The sequence below is a fragment of the Pseudomonas sp. FP2294 genome (assembly GCF_030687625.1).
In the GTDB taxonomy this organism is placed as follows: domain Bacteria; phylum Pseudomonadota; class Gammaproteobacteria; order Pseudomonadales; family Pseudomonadaceae; genus Aquipseudomonas; species Aquipseudomonas shahriarae.
The window spans coordinates 2,793,209-2,807,782 of sequence record NZ_CP117441.1; the positions used below are offsets into that span (position 1 = coordinate 2,793,209).

A 14,574-nucleotide genomic window follows, 5' to 3' on the forward strand; every position below is an offset into this window, starting at 1 on the left:
GCGCAAGTCCAGTGCGTGATATGCGCAGTCTGCGCCCTATAACGGTGCAGGCGATTGACCTGAACTTCGGCCATGGGCGGTTCTTCTAAGGAGATTAAGCACTCTGAGGATCAACGATTGTGCCCAGAATCATCTCCCCGCACAGCCCGGAATCGGCGCTGACTGACCACACCGAACACAACGCCAAGATTTTCGGTTCGCCCAAGGACCGACTGGACTTCTATCGCCGGGAAATCCAGTACGAAACCACCATCCTCGCCAACCGCACCGATGCCTACCTGACGGCGCAGTCGTTTTTGGTGATTGCCTTTGTGTCGTGCATGGGCAACCTCAACCCGGAGTGGGGCAAGCTGTTTACCCTGGTGGTTCCGCTGCTGCTGTCGATGCTTGGGGTGTTCAGCTCGCTCAATGCCTGGCCGGGCATCCGCGCAGCCTACGACATCATTGATCACTGGCACTTCAAGCAGAGCGAGTTGTTGCGCAGCGAGCCGGTGATGGGCATGGCCTACGATGAGTCACCGCTGTTCTGCGAGACCGAGTCGTCGCACAAGGGTTATCGCAAGTCCTTGCTGTTTTCGGTGCGCACGCCGTGGCTGTTCATGGTGTTCTGGATACTGCTGGCGGCGTTTGCGTTCTATATCCAGGTGGACAATCCGGGGGCGTGACCATTGATCAGTACAGGTCATCCGGACTGAACTTCATCCACCAGTGCGGCACCTTAACCTTACACCATCGGATAAAGAGGTTCCCATGAGCACCCGTCACAGCCCAGACCCACACGTCAGCGGCAGGAACGATCCGGCCATCGATGACGAGACTCGCCAAGTGCCCGCTCCCGGCACCGCAGCCGCCGCCCCCAAGGACCCGCAACCCGCCACCGACAAGGTGGCCAGGGACAATGAGTACAGCCCGGACTTCAAGCCAGAGCGCGAGCCCAAGCCGCAGACCGACGCTGACATTGATACCCCGGGCGGCTAAGGCCATGCACATTCCAGCCGAAGAGGAACCGATCAATGATCCGGGCAATGAAGACCCCGGATCGTTGATGGATGATGCGCAAGTGCCGCTGATTGAGGAGGATGAGGTGGCTGACGAGAGCAGTGCTGGTGCCTAGCGTCAGCGCCGCATCAGCTAGCCAGCTTGTTATGTGATCCAAAGCGAGAGGAGCGTGCATCAACCCTGGCATCACCCACCTGCCAACGGCGGCAGCCGGCGCTTGACCGGGGTTTTCTTGACGATGGCGGTGTTGGTTTCGGCATAGCCGTTGAGGCGGTCAAGCAAGGTGTCCAACTGATCCATGGTGCGCACGTGCAGCCGCGCGATAAAGCAGTCGTCGCCGGTCACCTTGTCACACTCGGTGAATTCCGGGATCGCCTGGATCTGCCGTTCAACCTCCTGCAATTGGCCGGGCAGGGGGCGGATGCGCACGATGGCTTGCAGCAAGTAGCCAAAATGTTTGGGGTCGACCTCCACGGTATAGCCCTTGAGCACCCCGCGCTCTTCCAGGCGGCGCAAGCGTTCGCCGACACTGGGCGAGGACAGGCCGGTTATGCCGGCCAAGGTCTTGAGCGAGCAACGCGAGTCGTCCATCAAAGCAGCGAGCAGTTGCTGGTCGATAACGTCAATCATCCTGGGCTCCTTAGGTAAACCTGAATTTTTGCCTAATAAGAATAGGCAAACACCGCCATTGGCCTTTCTCAGGCGCTGGAGCCTGATCGACGCAGATTGCCATAATTTAGCCTCATTCGAGGAGCTTAATCATGGACAAATCCATACGTCGCGGCTCATGGGAAATGGTTGGCGCCATGCTGATCTCCGGCACGATCGGCTGGTTTGTGCTGGTGTCTGGGGTGCCGGTCATTGAGGTGGTGTTCTGGCGTTGCGTCATTGGCGCCTTGACCTTGTTGCTGGTGTGCTGGCACCTGGGGTATCTGCGCAGTGCCTGGTTGAGTTATTCGACACTCGGCTGGGCCATGTTGAGCGGCGTGGCCATCGTGGGTAACTGGCTGTTGCTGTTTGCGTCCTATTCAAAAGCGTCGATTGCCATCAGCACGGCGGTCTATAACGTTCAGCCATTTATGCTGGTGATCCTCGCGGCGCTGTTGCTTGGCGAGAAAATCACCGTACAGAAGCTGGCGTGGCTGAGCGTGTCATTCATGGGCATGTTGGCTATCGTCACCGCCCATGGCGAGCAGCAGGGCCGCGGTGATCAATACCTGTGGGGCGTGGCCCAGGCGCTGGGCGCGGCTCTTTTGTATGCCATCGCTGCACTGATTATCAAGCGCCTGAAGGCTGTGCCGCCCCATCTGCTGGCGCTGATTCAAGTGAGTACCGGTGCGGTGCTGTTGGTGCCACTGGTTTCATGGCACAGCCTTTCAGCACCGGTTGATGCCTGGGCGGCGCTGTTGACACTGGGTATGGTGCACACCGGCCTGATGTATGTGCTGCTGTATGGCGCGATCCAAAAACTGCCGACGGCATTGACTGGGGCGTTGTCGTTCATCTACCCGATTGCGGCGATCCTGGTTGATTGGATGGCCTATGGGCATCGTCTGGGTTGGACGCAATGGCTGGGTGTTGCGGCGATTCTGCTGGCGGCGGCGGGGTTGCAGCGGGGATGGTGGTGGCGCTGGAAGTCGGATGTTTCGCCCTCTCATGCTAAGCGCCCCTTGTAGGAGCCAGCCAAAGCCAGCTCCTACAGAGGGGGACTCAGTGTGGTGCGCGGGGAATGGTCTTGAGCAAGTCCGCCGGGCTGATATGCCCCACGACTTGCTGTTGCACACCACTGCCCGGCAGCGGCAGATCGAGGATATGCCCCTTGATCTTGCCCACCACATGCATTTCGCACGGTTTGCAGTCGAATTTCAGGGTCAGTACTTCGTCGCCGTGAATCAACTGCATCGGTGCGACCTTGGTGCGTACGCCGGTCACGCCCTTGGCCTGCTTGGGGCACAGGTTGAAGGAGAAACGCAGGCAGTGCTTGGTGATCATCACCGGCACTTCACCGGTTTCTTCGTGGGCCTCGTAGGCCGCATCGATCAACTTCACGCCATGGCGATGGTAGAAGTCGCGGGCCTTCTGGTTGTAGACGTTGGCCAGGAACGACAGGTGCGACTCCGGGTACACCGGCGGCGGTGTGGTTTCGGCCTTGCGACCACCACGGGGGTGGGCCTCGACACGCGCAACCGTCAGCGCTTCGATTAAGTCGCGGCGCAGTGCCTTGAGTTGCGAATTGGGAATGAAAAACGCCTGGGGGGCGTCCAGCTCGATTGCGGTGGCGTGATACTGGGTGGTGCCCAGTTGGCCAAGCAGGTCGCGCAAGGTGTCCAGCGCCTGTTCCGGCTTGTTGGCCACGCCGAACGGGCCGGGCAGGGTGGTGCTGACACTCACGCCTTCTTCACTGGTGGCGGTCAGTTGCAATTGGTCTTCGCGCAGGGTGGCCTGCCACGACACGCCAACCCGCCGCTCGGCCGAGGTCTTGAGCAACGCTTGCTGCCAGTTATGGTCGAGGTTGCGGTTGAGCGGGTGATTCGGTCGTAGTTGATGCAGGCCCGCCGGCATTTCGTTGGGCTCGACACGGTAGCGGTAGCGCTTTTCGCCGTCTTCTTCGAACTCACCTTTAGGCTCGGCGATATTGGCGCGAAAACCCACGACTTCACGCTTGATCAGCACGTTGAGGCCATCGCCGTTGGACAGCGGCTCATGGGTGATCACCTGCAAGTCGCGCTTGCCGGCTTTTTCCACGACACCTACCGGCAGGCCGGTAAAGGTTGGGGTGTCGAAGGCGCCGATATCAATCTTGCGGTCACTGACGAAGTAGTCGGTGCTGCCACGGTGGAAGGTTTTTTCCGGGTCTGGCAGGAAGAAATGCGCGGTACGCCCGCTGGAAGCGCGAGCCAGGTCCGGGCGGTCTTCGAGGATCTCGTCCAGGCGCTGGCGGTAATAGGCGGTGATGTTCTTCACATAACCCATGTCTTTGTAGCGGCCCTCGATCTTGAACGAGCGCACGCCGGCGTCTACCAAAGCGCGCAGGTTGGCGCTCTGGTTGTTGTCTTTCATCGACAGCAGGTGCTTTTCAAAGGCCACGACGCGGCCCTGGTCATCCTTGAGGGTGTAGGGCAGGCGGCAGGCCTGGGAGCAGTCGCCACGGTTGGCGCTGCGGCCGTTTTGCGCGTGGGAAATATTGCATTGCCCGGAGAACGCTACGCACAACGCGCCATGGATGAAGAACTCGATGGCGGCATCGGTTTCATCGGCAATCGCGCGGATTTCCTGGAGGTTCAGCTCGCGGGCCAGCACCAGCTGGGAGAACCCGGCCTGGTCGAGGAACTTGGCCCGGTTCAAGGTGCGGATGTCGGTCTGGGTGCTGGCATGCAGCTCGATGGGCGGGATATCCAGCTCCATCACCCCCAGGTCCTGGACGATCAGCGCATCAACGCCGGCATCGTACAACTGGTGGATCAGCTTGCGGGCCGGCTCCAGTTCGTCGTCGTGCAGGATGGTGTTGATGGTGGTGAACACCCGGGCGTGGTAACGACGGGCGAATTCCACCAGTTGGGCGATCTCGCTCACGTCGTTGCAGGCGTTGTGGCGCGCACCGAAGCTTGGGCCGCCGATGTACACGGCGTCGGCGCCGTGCAGGATGGCCTCGCGCGCGATGGCGACATCGCGGGCAGGGCTGAGCAATTCCAGGTGATGCTTGGGCAAGGACATAGTTTTTTTAGTCAGGCTTGTCACGGTTGAGGCGCGCATTGTAGCCGTGAATCGCCTGGCGGGCACCCGCTGGATGCCCAATGACGCGCCGGGCTCAGCCCTTGGCGGCCATCGCCGTGACTTCAACCCGCATGCCTTCGACCGCCAACGACGCCACGCCAACCGCCGCGCGTACCGGCCAGGGTTTGGCGAAGAAGCGCTTGTACACCTCGTTGAATGCGGCGCGGTCGGCCATGTCAGTGAGGTAGATGGTCAAGTGCATGACCCGGTCCATGCTGCTGCCGGCGCGTTCGAGGGCGACTTTGAGGGCTTGCAGGGTGCATTCGCTTTGCGCAGTGACATCGCCCAATTCCAGGCTGCCATCGGCGCGTACCGGGATTTGTGTGGAGACCAGGATGCCGTTGAAGCCGATAACGTCGGAGGAAATCGAATCCGGGTCGAGGTCGGGGGTGAAGCTGAGGTCGTGGTTGCTCATGGGGAACTCTAGGTGATTGGAACAGCGTGGATAGTAAACGTTACGCACTAGTTATCGGTCGATAAATTATCTCTTGAAATAAATTATCGAATGATAAAATATGCGGCGGTACCGTCTCTAATCCGCACTGTCAGGAGAGAACATGGGAGTCCTAGCGCTCGACCATTTCACCATTCGCACCGAACAATGGGGCAAGACCGCCGAGTTTTTTGAACAAGTGGTTGGCCTGTCACCTGGGCCGCGCCCGGATTTTCGTTTCCCTGGCTGCTGGATGTACGCCGGCGGCCGTCCGCTCTTGCACATCGCCAGTATCGTGGGCGTTGACAAGGATCTGCAGGCCTATCTGGGCGAGAAGCCGGGCGGCTACGGGTCGGGCGCCCTTGACCATGTCTCGCTGCGTTGTGAAGGGCTGGAAACCGTGCAGAACCGCCTGCAATCCCTGGGCATCGCCTTTCGCGAACGGGTGATTCCGCAGATTGGCGAGCACCAACTGTTTCTTGAAGACCCCAACGGCATCACCATCGAAATGATCTTTGACTATGTGCCGGGAACCCGGATTGTCGGCGAGGCCATGGCGAGCCTTGCCATTGGCCCGTCTGCGGAAGGTCGCTGATGGACTTCAAACGTCGACGTGTGATTCAAGCCCTGGGCAGCGCAGCGTTATTGGCGCCGCTGCTGGCCCGTGGCAATAACCCTGAGAGGAGCCCAACCATGGTACGACTCGGTGTGACTGATCTGTCCTTTCATCGTGCGACAGCCGCGGTGGTTGCTTCGGTATTGCAGCGCATGGGTTTTGGGGTGGAGCGTTCGTATGCGCTGCACGAGGCCAATTTCGAGCAGTTGCGTGCTGGCAGCATCGACATGATTGCCTCCGCATGGATCCCGTCCAGCCATGGGATGTACAAAGCCCGGGTGGAAGAGGTGGTCGCCACCCGCGAATTGGGCCTGCATTACACCCCGTATGCGTTGTGGGGTGTGCCCGACTATGTGCCGGTGTCGCAGGTGGACTCCGTGGATGACCTGCGCAAGCCCGAGGTTATCGCCCGTATGCACACGCTGATCCAGGGGATTGGCCCGGGCGCCGGGATTACCCGGTTTTCGCTGCGGATGATGGAGGACTACGGCCTTGCGGCGGCGGGCTACCAGTTCCGCACCGGCACCCAGGAACAATGCGTGGCCGCGTTCGAGGCGCTGGTCGAGGAGGGCAGATGGGGCGTGGTGCCACTTTGGCATCCGCAGTTCCTGCATTTCCGTCATCGCATCCGTTATCTCAAGGACCCCAAGGGGCTGCTGGGCAGTGTCGACCGTGCGGTGCTGTTGGCGCGGGTTGATCGCCTGGGGCGGTTCAGCGAGGCGCAATTGCAGGTGCTCGATAACATCCGTCTGAGCAATGCGATTGTCGCCGAGTTGGATTACGCCCTCAATCGCCAGGGTAAAAGTGCGGACCAGGCAGCTGAGGGCTGGCTACTGAACAACCCGCAGACTCTCGCCTCCTGGCTGGCGCCATTGGCCTGAACACAATCAAAACAGGAAACGATCATGACCACCCCTGAATCGCGTCTGCAAGCCGCCGGCATCACCTTGCCTGTTCCCGCCCCGGCCCTGGGTAACTACGTGCCCTGGAGCATTGTCGGCAATACCTTGATGACCTCCGGGCAATTCCCCTGGATTGATGGCCGGCTGCTGTACCGTGGGCGCCTGGGCCGCGACCTGAACCTGGAGCAAGGGTATGCGGCCTGTCGCCTGGCGGCATTGAATGCAATTGCCCAGCTCAAGGATGCGGTGGGGGATTTGAGCCGTATCCGCCAGGTCTATCGGCTGGAAGGCGTACTGAATGTGGCGGAGGATTTCCATGAGCACCCCAAAGCCCTGGATGGCGCGTCTGACGTGCTGGTCGAAGTCTTCGCCGAACAAGCTCGGCATTCGCGCATGATCTGGACCAACCCGGTCATACCCATGGATGGCTTTTGCCTGGTGTATCTCTTTGCGGAAATCGACGCCCCGTAAACGGCCTTCACTACGCCTCGTTATGCAGGGCGCCATCGAGGAAGGCATTGACCCGCAGGGTAATCAGTTCGGTCAGATTCTCAGGGACGGACATCTGATACACCCACTTGCGCACCCCCAGGTAAAAGAAGCTGCTGTGGAAGCCCCACAGCACTTCGATCTCAAGACTCAGCGCGTGTTTATCCAGCGGGGCGGTCAGTTGCTTCTGATGACGCAGCTCTTCGATGATCGTCAGGAACACCGTCTCGTGTAATTGTTTGAGATAGCGCTGGTTCAACTCCGGGTCCTGCAGGCCGGCGTACAGGAATATCCGCACCCATTCATTGCTCAGGATGGTGCGGGTATAACCGATAAAGTAATCAATCAGCCGTTCCCTTAAAGGACGCGTGCGGTCCTTGAGCTGCTGCTCCAGCTCAGGGTCCCAGCGGTTCATGAACACCTGCTGGTACACCTGTTCGATGAGTAATTGCTTACTGGGAAAATAGCGGTAGAGCAGGGGCTGGGTGACCTGCAGCCCCTCGGCCAGCTCGCGGGTGGTCAGCGCAAAGCCTTTCTGGGCGAAGAGGGTGATCGCCCGCTCGACCATCTGCTGCTGACGATCGGCAGCCGTGAGATTTTTTCGGCCTGGCGTGGTCGCCTTGTTGCTAACGCTGATTTTTGCCATTGTTGACCTATGCAGTGCCACATCTAGAAAGCGTGACAGAATCATACGCGTTGCAGCGGTCAACGTGGGCCCGCATCGATGTGGCCATCGACACCTTTACAGGAACACTCCTATGCATTCATTCATCCGCGCGGCGCTGTTGCCAGTCGCCATTTTCGCCATCAGCGCACACGCCCAGACCGGACCTTCGTTCAAGTGCAGCGCAAACATGGCCAGTTCCGTGGAAACGCTGATTTGCGGCAGCGAAGCGCTTTCCGCCCTGGATCGCCAGATGGCGAGCACCTACAACACCGCGCTGAAAAAGGCCGGCAGCCAGGCCAAGATGCTCAAGGCCGAGCAACGTGGCTGGATCAAGGGGCGCAACGACTGCTGGAAGGCTGACGACAAACAGGCCTGCATTCGTGACAGTTACAACCAGCGGTTGGTTGAACTGCAACAATGAATCCTCCGCTGTTTGTTTCTCTGGATGGGCCCAAGGGCACCGGCAAAACCACACTGTTGGAAGCCGTTACAAAAGTACTGAGGGCAGACGCCAAAACGGTAATCCGACTTTGCGAGAAAAAAAGCGATCCCTTTAGACGGGAAACAATGACCCTCGTTAACAAGCTGGTCAGAAATCCCTGCCGGGATCTGGAGTTGCAGGTGTGTGAACGCCTTGCGGATAGCCGTGCATGGATTTCCCGACAGGTGCTGACTAAACAACCTCCGGGCAGCATTGTGTTGATTGATCGCTGGTACCCGTCTGATGCCGCGTTTCGGCGCATAGTCCCGTTTGCAGACATTCTCCAGTTGAACATTGATCGCAACGTGCAAGTGCCAGACCTGCACGTCGGGATTGTCACCGCCCCTGAAATTTCATGGGCGAGGGCCGCAGCACGACGGCGCGGGCTGAGCAGTACTGTGATGCATACGCTGGAAGAACATGTTGCCTGTACCCAGGCGTTCGAGCGAGCGGTTGCAGATCAAGGCTGGGCTTTATGCCGCAACGAGGGAACGCTTGAAGAGGCAACATTGCAGGTGGTTTCTGAGATTTATCGCGTGCTTGCCTGCTCATAATGGCGTGGTGAGCGAAAACGGGATACGCAGCTCCTCGACAGGCCCTGCATCCCGGCCGCACATTTCGTCGTGTGCGCATTGCTGCACCAGCACGCAAGGAAATGCCGGCACGGTCTGCAGCAAGTCGCGCAGGTGGGTGGTCGACCGCAGGCGCATCGGCTTGGCCGCATCATCAAGCAGGGTGAACTGGCCGTGATCCAGGCGGATTCGTGCCAGATAAAAACCACCTTCGAGTGACAGCAACTCCAGCTCGCGTATTTCGCCCTTCGCGGCCCGTTCGGTCAGTGCTTGCAAATTCAAGGTTTACTCCTTGCCTACCAGGGTAGGCGCTCGCCGTTATAAGCAAAAAAATTGCCGCTGTCGGCAGCAGTCAGACGGTCAATCAGCGATAACAACTCGCGGGCAGCAATGTGTGCCGGCCTGGCTGCCGAGGCACCACGAAAGGGCTGTGAAAGGCCTGAAATAACGGTTCCTGGATGCAGGCTCAGCAAGCGGGTTTGCGGGCGGGTTCGCGCCAGTTCGATCGCCGCGGTTTTAATCAACATGTTCAACGCGGCCTTGGAGGCGCGATACGCATACCAGCCGCCTAAACGGTTATCGCCGATGCTGCCAACCTTGGCCGAAAGCACCGCTATCGCGCCACGAGGGTCGAGCAGTGGCAAAAAGTGACGCAAAACAAGCGCTGGTCCCAGGGTGTTGACCTGGAACACTGCCTGAAACGCATCCGCCTCAATGGCGGAGTAACTCTTTTCCGGCTTGATTTCTTTGCGATGGAGCAGGCCCGCAGCATGCAGGATTAACTGGTACGGGGCTTCTTCAGCTAATTCGGCGGCGGCTTTGGCGATACTCTCGGGCTCTTCCAGGTCCAACCCCGGAAGACTATGACGCGTCAGTTCGCGAACAACCGAGCAGCGTGGATCTTCTTTGAGCAACTGACAAAACGCCGTGCCAAGGGCTCCACTGGCGCCTATCACTAAGGCGCGATAGCCGTCGCCAAGTGAGTTCATTTCGAAGGGGCTGTTCATGAGTAGCGCTCTAAGGCTGCCTTGTTTTCAAGGTGTCCGACGCGTCGGGTGCGTGTTGTGATTCCGGCACTGCGCAACGGTTATCGACACATCGACGTCGCCCATCCGGGTGAGGCAACCACGCCAAATGGGGGCGCAAGCGGCAGAACAGCCGATAACCGAACGCCAGCAGCGGTCGAAGTGCACGCCAGGTCAGGGGGCTGGCCCAGAATCCCAGGCCGGCGGCACGCCAGCTCCATAGGGTGGCGTCCAAGCCGTCAACCCAGCGGCCGTCGGCGAAGCGGGCGTGAAGTACGGACTGCATGTGCTCGAACGTAAAGCCAAGGGCCTTGGCGTCAAATTCAGCGCTGTTTAAGTCAATAAATAGCAGTCGGCCCTCTGTGGCGTGTCGGCGCAGGATCTTGATTTCCCGCGCGCACAATGGACAGTTACCGTCAAAGTACAGCGTCAGTGGCCAAGGATTTTTGTTGTACATTGCACTATACCTTGTATAGGTTTTATCTAAGATAGGCCTAAAGTAACCACCTGACAATGTGCGCGATGCTTATGCGTGTTAACCACGGGCCAATGCCATCCGGCTACGCGCCCGCAATTGACGCGTGGCGAGCGCATAGGTATCCAAGAGTCTTATCGAGGTATTTGCATGGCTACGCGCAACGATAGCTTGGTCCGCCACCTTATCTGTATTGCTCTTATGCTCCAGAGCGCGGACATATTTGCCGATTGGCGTGAGGCGATCCCCAATGCCCATCTGTTGGGCAGCGGGGATATGCGAGTATTCGGTTTCTCGGTCTACAGCGCGCAGTTCTGGAGCCCACGCCTGATCGCCGGTGAGCCGCTGGTTGCAGATGCACCTTTTGCGCTTGAACTCACCTACAGCCGCGCTATTAGCCGCGACGATCTAGTCGAGGCCAGCATCAAGGAAATCCGTCGCTTGTCACCCTACGGCCTGAACTCAGAGCTGATGGGCCGCTGGGAGCGGGAAATGCAGCACGCGTTCGTCAATGTGCGCGCAGGCGACCGCATCACGGGCGTTTATGTTCCTGGAGAGGGCGTACGGTTTTACTTCGGCGACAACCTAAGGCGCGTGGTGAGGGATGAAGCTTTCGCCAAAGCCTTTTTTGCCATCTGGCTTGACCCCCGAACACGCAACCCGGAACTGCGGGCCCAGTTGCTGGGTGGATCCAAACCCGGGGGGCGTTGAGGAATTGCACAATTGGATAAGCCGGGTTTGTCGAACCGGTGGGTGAATCGCCTCGGGTTTTGTAGACACCTCGTTGTCTCAAACTGAGGCCAATTAGGAGATCCATAAGCAACCCCGCGTTACCCCGAAGAATTCAAAATGCAAGCTGTCAATCAAGTGACCGAAAGAAGCTGCCTGTCGCTGATTGAGCGGCTCGTCTCCGCGTGTCGACGCATAGCCTCTTTGCCTGGGTAAACCCAGTGGGTATTACGTCTGATTGTCTGAGCTGCAATCGGCACGCGCTAAAGACGACCAGCGATTGCCGGGTTTGATCAAGCATTCGTGGCTGGAGAGCGGCGGCGTTTATGGCTATCGCAAAATCCATGACGATCTGCGCGAGGTCGGTGAAGACTGTAGTCGCCTCGCACTATTAGAGAATCCGGGGCGATTCAACCATCGAACAGTTTGGAGGCTCAGTCTCCAGTGCGAGCAGCACCCAGCGCAACAATGGTTTTTCTCAATTGACGGCGGTGCATATTGGCGGTTGTGCTTGAGCAAGCGCATACAGCGGTCTGGGCCGAAGTCGTTCAACGGCGTTATCCCCCGTTGAACGCAGTGATGATAGCGGCGCTTATATTGCCTAGTGAATGGGTGGGGGCATAGGGGCCCACCTCCGCACAGCCTCGAGCGAATCAAATGGTCCGCTGTTGAAACATATTCTTGCCTTGGGAGCATGCTCATGAATTGTGTTGATGAGGCGTTCAAAGAGGCGTAGATACGCGGCATCAGTACGAACGCCTGCTCCGATCAGGACGCAATCACGTTGTTTTTCCTGAAGAAGACTGAGAAGGAGCGTTTCTGCGGTCTGTTCACTTTGGATTAAGCCTAGTTCAGTCGCGTAGCCGAGGCTTTCAAACGTGTTTTTATCAGTGTCCAGAGCGGCCTGAAGTTTCTCGTGTGTCAGTCCTGGCCATTTGCTGTAATCCACCGCGTCGGGGTGCCAGCCGACGAGAAGTATGTTAATTGCTTTGCTCATTAATGTTCTCCAGTTAAAAAGTAGTTTAGCTTTCTGAAGGGGAGAAAAGGTGCTTGCTCCAACCTCCATTGCTAAGTGAAATAGCGGATCGTTGTCCTGGGTTTGTTATTGCTTTCAACCCCACTTCATTTCATCTTTTGCAACCTTGGCCCCAAGTTGTAGCGCAATACCCATACCGGCATCGGGATACAATTGGGTCATGGCTTCTATCATTGCCGCGCTGTCGGCGGCCTTGGTAAGCTCATGCTCGAATGCGAGTAGATTGTCGCGGGGTATGGCCCTCCAGATTTAGGGCGGGGTTCGTCAAAGACTTCGGGAATCACTAGTATGTTTGCTCCTGAAGACTTGACAGTCCGCACCCGTACGATTCATAGAAAGGTGTTGGAGGGAGATAAAGTATCTGCTCTTTTTAGAATCAACGTAATAACCGCGAGGTTTGGAAGGTTTTACTCTACATTTCTCGAAAGTTGTCGGATGCACATAAATCGCAAACCACAAACTCTTCGATCTATGTGTAGTGTAGGCTGAGCTTTTGATTTATTTTCTATAATCTCATGAAGAATTATCATTGGCGATGAATGGGTGTGCTTGGTTTCAATGATGGACTCTATTTTCCATGAAGGCCTCTCAGCGAGACGTATAAAACGGCACCGCTGGCAAGGCAAATGATTCCTACCCAGCGGTAGATGGTGGTCCCGTAGAACGCAGCAGAATACCCGCAGGAAACGTAGCGGATCCCGTCGCATCTAAGTGTGAGTAATTGTGAATTAATGACTTTTGAGCCTTTTTTTACTCGAAATTAATGTAACTTGCGCCGCGCGTTTACGTCGCTGAATTTGAAGTGAATCTATTTTCAACGAGAACAACACTGGCCGATGCATATGGCAATCGACTGGAACCCCTTACTATCAAATCAGCTCAGGTCAGCAATATGAACAGGCGCTCAATCGCTATTACGCCTGATAACGTGGCCGCAGCCTATTGGCGTTATGCCTTGCCCACGGTCATGGCAATGTTGGTCAGTGGTTTGTATCAAATCGTCGACGGGATCTTTATTGGACATGTAGTGGGCGCCGAAGGGCTGGCAGCCATTAACATGGCGTGGCCCTGGATCGGCCTGATGGCCGGTGTTGGCCTTATGATTGGTGCGGGAGCGGGCGTTCATTGTTCAATCGCCCAGGGCGAAGGGCACTTCCAGAGGGCCAAGGGCTTTCTCATACAAGGCTTGTGGCTGTTGGTATTATTAGGCGTTGTAGTTGGCGTCTTGATCATCGCTGGGCGCGATAGCTTGCTTGCTTTGCAAGGTGCCAATGCCACCGTGCAGCGCCATGGCAGTGGCTATTTGCAAATTATCGGTTGGTCCTCACCGTTGGTAATGGCCAGTATTGCCATGCCCATTCTGGTCAGAAACTTGGGTGCTCCCATGTTGGCCACCATCATGATGCTTGTCGGCGCACTCACTAATATAGTGCTGGACTACGTATTTATCGTAGAGCTGGGCTGGGGTCTGCAGGGGGCGGCCATTGCGACAGTCACCGGCGAGTCCCTCTCGGCGCTGATCGGCTTGGTGTTTCTGTTCACCCGTTACAGTTCCCTGCCATTAAGCCTGGCCCTGCGCGAGTTTGGCCTACAGCCCGTACCCTGTCGGCAGATTCTGCTTAATGGGTTTTCCAGTTTATTGATGTACCTTTACGCCAGTTTCGCCGCGTTATTGCACAACACCGCGTTGATGCATTACGGCAGCACCGTGAACGTGGCGGCCTATGCCATAACCGGGTATTTAATGACGGTTTATTATCTGCTGGCCGAAGGCTTGGCCAGTGGTATGCAACCTCTGGTCAGCTACTTTCATGGTGCGGGGCAATCGGCTTTAGTCCGTAAGGTGTTCTTTCTGGCCATGCGCTGGGTGGTGGGCACGGGCGTGGTGTTGGTACTGATGATTCTGATCTTCCCACACATTGGCACGCGAATATTTATCAGCGACGAAGACCCTGCGTTGGATGTGGCAGCCATTGACGCTGTTCGCCTCCATCTGTTTGTGCTGTTTCTGGACGGATTCTTAGTACTCGCCGCGGCGTATTATCAAGCAGTCAGCGATAGCAGAAGGGCGACTATGATTACACTGGCAAATATGTGCATTCAAATTCCATTTTTGCTGATACTGGCGCCCTGGCTCGGGGTTGTCGGTATATTACTGGCATTGCCGCTGTCGACCATTGTGCTGGCGACGGGCGTGGTCACGCTATTGCGTCGGTAGTTCTCACCGCGTGTTGGTGTAAATAACTAACATCTCGATAACGACCTGCGTCGCCTCGAGCGCTGAAACTTTTTAGCGTCTGCGCCTTCTGCACTCGATAAGGCGTATTAAAAGCACCGAGAAAAGAAGTGTATTGGTGTGAAAAGCTGTGAAAAAGT

General features: G+C 57.3%; 19 protein-coding genes and 1 pseudogene. 12 read left to right on the forward strand and 8 right to left on the reverse strand.

Annotated elements, in window-relative coordinates; translation table 11 throughout:
- Positions 1-119 precede the first annotated feature (119 nt).
- The 3 genes from PSH73_RS12390 (at position 120) to PSH73_RS12400 (ending at position 1,114) form a co-directional block, all read left to right on the forward strand.
- Positions 120-665 carry a hypothetical protein gene (locus tag PSH73_RS12390; RefSeq protein WP_057438464.1) on the forward strand — a complete coding sequence of 182 codons (546 nt, stop codon included), beginning with the start codon at positions 120-122 and terminating at the stop codon, positions 663-665.
- Between the two features lie 85 nt (positions 666-750).
- Positions 751-978 (forward strand): hypothetical protein, encoded by a 228-nt coding sequence (locus PSH73_RS12395; RefSeq protein WP_081044249.1) that lies wholly within the window; start codon positions 751-753, stop codon positions 976-978.
- Positions 979-982: 4 nt separating this feature from the next.
- Positions 983-1,114: a hypothetical protein gene (locus PSH73_RS12400; protein WP_258558623.1), complete on the forward strand. Its 132-nt coding sequence runs from the start codon at positions 983-985 to the stop codon at positions 1,112-1,114.
- A gap of 71 nt (positions 1,115-1,185) precedes the next feature.
- On the opposite strand, the gene PSH73_RS12405 is transcribed toward PSH73_RS12400, so the two are convergent.
- Positions 1,186-1,629 (reverse strand): Lrp/AsnC family transcriptional regulator, encoded by a 444-nt coding sequence (locus PSH73_RS12405; RefSeq protein WP_057438466.1) that lies wholly within the window; start codon positions 1,627-1,629, stop codon positions 1,186-1,188.
- A 131-nt stretch (positions 1,630-1,760) separates the two neighbouring features.
- Here PSH73_RS12405 and PSH73_RS12410 point away from each other — a divergent pair, with 131 nt between their 5' ends.
- Positions 1,761-2,675, forward strand: coding sequence for a DMT family transporter (locus PSH73_RS12410; protein WP_115128210.1), 915 nt, complete (start codon positions 1,761-1,763; stop codon positions 2,673-2,675).
- Between the two features lie 34 nt (positions 2,676-2,709).
- Here PSH73_RS12410 and PSH73_RS12415 read toward each other — a convergent pair whose 3' ends face one another.
- Both PSH73_RS12415 and PSH73_RS12420 read right to left on the reverse strand, forming a co-directional pair.
- The gene (locus PSH73_RS12415; RefSeq protein ID WP_170059127.1) at positions 2,710-4,713 is read right to left on the reverse strand and encodes a U32 family peptidase; all 2,004 of its coding nucleotides are present in this window, start codon (positions 4,711-4,713) and stop codon (positions 2,710-2,712) included.
- 94 nt (positions 4,714-4,807) lie between these two features.
- Complete coding sequence (locus PSH73_RS12420; RefSeq protein ID WP_057438469.1) at positions 4,808-5,188, reverse strand: RidA family protein; 381 nt, start codon at positions 5,186-5,188, stop codon at positions 4,808-4,810.
- Between the two features lie 142 nt (positions 5,189-5,330).
- On the opposite strand from PSH73_RS12420, the gene PSH73_RS12425 reads away from it, so the two are divergent.
- From PSH73_RS12425 to PSH73_RS12435, 3 genes are read left to right on the forward strand one after another with little or no spacing between them, the layout of a single operon-like run.
- Positions 5,331-5,801, forward strand: a complete 471-nt coding sequence (locus PSH73_RS12425; protein ID WP_057959660.1) for a VOC family protein — start codon at positions 5,331-5,333, stop codon at positions 5,799-5,801.
- On the forward strand, positions 5,801-6,703 hold the full coding sequence (locus PSH73_RS12430) for a glycine betaine ABC transporter substrate-binding protein (RefSeq protein WP_305420447.1): 903 nt from the start codon (positions 5,801-5,803) through the stop codon (positions 6,701-6,703). The genes PSH73_RS12425 and PSH73_RS12430 overlap by 1 nt, the downstream gene beginning before the upstream one ends.
- Before the next feature lie 24 nt (positions 6,704-6,727).
- Positions 6,728-7,195: an Atu1372/SO_1960 family protein gene (locus tag PSH73_RS12435; protein WP_057438472.1), complete on the forward strand. Its 468-nt coding sequence runs from the start codon at positions 6,728-6,730 to the stop codon at positions 7,193-7,195.
- Between the two features lie 10 nt (positions 7,196-7,205).
- On the opposite strand, the gene PSH73_RS12440 is transcribed toward PSH73_RS12435, so the two are convergent.
- Complete coding sequence (locus tag PSH73_RS12440; protein WP_305420450.1) at positions 7,206-7,859, reverse strand: TetR/AcrR family transcriptional regulator; 654 nt, start codon at positions 7,857-7,859, stop codon at positions 7,206-7,208.
- A gap of 112 nt (positions 7,860-7,971) precedes the next feature.
- Between PSH73_RS12440 and PSH73_RS12445 the strand changes: the two genes are divergently transcribed.
- Together PSH73_RS12445 and PSH73_RS12450 are read left to right on the forward strand one after the other, a co-directional pair.
- Positions 7,972-8,301, forward strand: coding sequence for a lysozyme inhibitor LprI family protein (locus tag PSH73_RS12445; RefSeq protein ID WP_057438473.1), 330 nt, complete (start codon positions 7,972-7,974; stop codon positions 8,299-8,301).
- On the forward strand, positions 8,298-8,915 hold the full coding sequence (locus tag PSH73_RS12450; RefSeq protein ID WP_305420453.1) for a dTMP kinase: 618 nt from the start codon (positions 8,298-8,300) through the stop codon (positions 8,913-8,915). Before PSH73_RS12445 ends, PSH73_RS12450 begins: the two co-directional genes overlap by 4 nt.
- Here the strand turns inward: PSH73_RS12450 and PSH73_RS12455 are convergent.
- From PSH73_RS12455 to PSH73_RS12465, 3 genes are read right to left on the reverse strand one after another with little or no spacing between them, the layout of a single operon-like run.
- A complete protein-coding gene (locus PSH73_RS12455) occupies positions 8,910-9,215 on the reverse strand; it encodes a DUF6482 family protein (protein WP_057959655.1) in 306 nt (101 codons plus the stop codon). The two genes, PSH73_RS12450 and PSH73_RS12455, sit on opposite strands and share 6 nt — an antisense overlap.
- A gap of 14 nt (positions 9,216-9,229) precedes the next feature.
- On the reverse strand, positions 9,230-9,940 hold the full coding sequence (locus PSH73_RS12460) for an SDR family NAD(P)-dependent oxidoreductase (RefSeq protein WP_057959654.1): 711 nt from the start codon (positions 9,938-9,940) through the stop codon (positions 9,230-9,232).
- A 10-nt stretch (positions 9,941-9,950) separates the two neighbouring features.
- Positions 9,951-10,415, reverse strand: coding sequence for a thiol-disulfide oxidoreductase DCC family protein (locus tag PSH73_RS12465; RefSeq protein ID WP_128593863.1), 465 nt, complete (start codon positions 10,413-10,415; stop codon positions 9,951-9,953).
- Between the two features lie 168 nt (positions 10,416-10,583).
- Here PSH73_RS12465 and PSH73_RS12470 point away from each other — a divergent pair, with 168 nt between their 5' ends.
- Together PSH73_RS12470 and PSH73_RS27015 are read left to right on the forward strand one after the other, a co-directional pair.
- Positions 10,584-11,144 (forward strand): chalcone isomerase family protein, encoded by a 561-nt coding sequence (locus tag PSH73_RS12470; RefSeq protein ID WP_120733112.1) that lies wholly within the window; start codon positions 10,584-10,586, stop codon positions 11,142-11,144.
- 235 nt (positions 11,145-11,379) lie between these two features.
- A pseudogene (locus PSH73_RS27015) lies at positions 11,380-11,544 on the forward strand (IS3 family transposase); the annotation flags it as partial.
- 219 nt (positions 11,545-11,763) lie between these two features.
- On the opposite strand, the gene PSH73_RS12480 reads toward PSH73_RS27015, so the two are convergent.
- Entirely contained in the window at positions 11,764-12,159 is a 396-nt protein-coding gene (locus PSH73_RS12480) for an SGNH/GDSL hydrolase family protein (protein ID WP_128593862.1), read from the reverse strand.
- A gap of 841 nt (positions 12,160-13,000) precedes the next feature.
- Between PSH73_RS12480 and PSH73_RS12485 the strand changes: the two genes are divergently transcribed.
- Positions 13,001-14,416 carry an MATE family efflux transporter gene (locus PSH73_RS12485; RefSeq protein WP_198799263.1) on the forward strand — a complete coding sequence of 472 codons (1,416 nt, stop codon included), beginning with the start codon at positions 13,001-13,003 and terminating at the stop codon, positions 14,414-14,416.
- The last annotated feature ends 158 nt before the right edge of the window (positions 14,417-14,574 follow it).

Excerpts from the sequence above, each read along its gene's own strand:
- PSH73_RS12415 (WP_170059127.1), bottom strand. The coding sequence starts at position 4,713 with ATGTCCTTGCCCAAGCATCACCTGGAATTGCTCAGCCCTGCCCGCGAT.
- PSH73_RS12450 (WP_305420453.1), top strand. The coding sequence starts at position 8,298 with ATGAATCCTCCGCTGTTTGTTTCTCTGGATGGGCCCAAGGGCACCGGC.
- PSH73_RS12420 (WP_057438469.1), bottom strand. The coding sequence starts at position 5,188 with ATGAGCAACCACGACCTCAGCTTCACCCCCGACCTCGACCCGGATTCG.
- PSH73_RS12465 (WP_128593863.1), bottom strand. The coding sequence starts at position 10,415 with ATGTACAACAAAAATCCTTGGCCACTGACGCTGTACTTTGACGGTAAC.
- PSH73_RS12470 (WP_120733112.1), top strand. The coding sequence starts at position 10,584 with ATGGCTACGCGCAACGATAGCTTGGTCCGCCACCTTATCTGTATTGCT.
- PSH73_RS12400 (WP_258558623.1), top strand. The coding sequence starts at position 983 with ATGCACATTCCAGCCGAAGAGGAACCGATCAATGATCCGGGCAATGAA.
- PSH73_RS12425 (WP_057959660.1), top strand. The coding sequence starts at position 5,331 with ATGGGAGTCCTAGCGCTCGACCATTTCACCATTCGCACCGAACAATGG.
- PSH73_RS12440 (WP_305420450.1), bottom strand. The coding sequence starts at position 7,859 with ATGGCAAAAATCAGCGTTAGCAACAAGGCGACCACGCCAGGCCGAAAA.
- PSH73_RS12445 (WP_057438473.1), top strand. The coding sequence starts at position 7,972 with ATGCATTCATTCATCCGCGCGGCGCTGTTGCCAGTCGCCATTTTCGCC.
- PSH73_RS12395 (WP_081044249.1), top strand. The coding sequence starts at position 751 with ATGAGCACCCGTCACAGCCCAGACCCACACGTCAGCGGCAGGAACGAT.
- PSH73_RS12460 (WP_057959654.1), bottom strand. The coding sequence starts at position 9,940 with ATGAACAGCCCCTTCGAAATGAACTCACTTGGCGACGGCTATCGCGCC.
- PSH73_RS12435 (WP_057438472.1), top strand. The coding sequence starts at position 6,728 with ATGACCACCCCTGAATCGCGTCTGCAAGCCGCCGGCATCACCTTGCCT.
- PSH73_RS12480 (WP_128593862.1), bottom strand. The coding sequence starts at position 12,159 with ATGAGCAAAGCAATTAACATACTTCTCGTCGGCTGGCACCCCGACGCG.
- PSH73_RS12410 (WP_115128210.1), top strand. The coding sequence starts at position 1,761 with ATGGACAAATCCATACGTCGCGGCTCATGGGAAATGGTTGGCGCCATG.
- PSH73_RS12430 (WP_305420447.1), top strand. The coding sequence starts at position 5,801 with ATGGACTTCAAACGTCGACGTGTGATTCAAGCCCTGGGCAGCGCAGCG.
- PSH73_RS12405 (WP_057438466.1), bottom strand. The coding sequence starts at position 1,629 with ATGATTGACGTTATCGACCAGCAACTGCTCGCTGCTTTGATGGACGAC.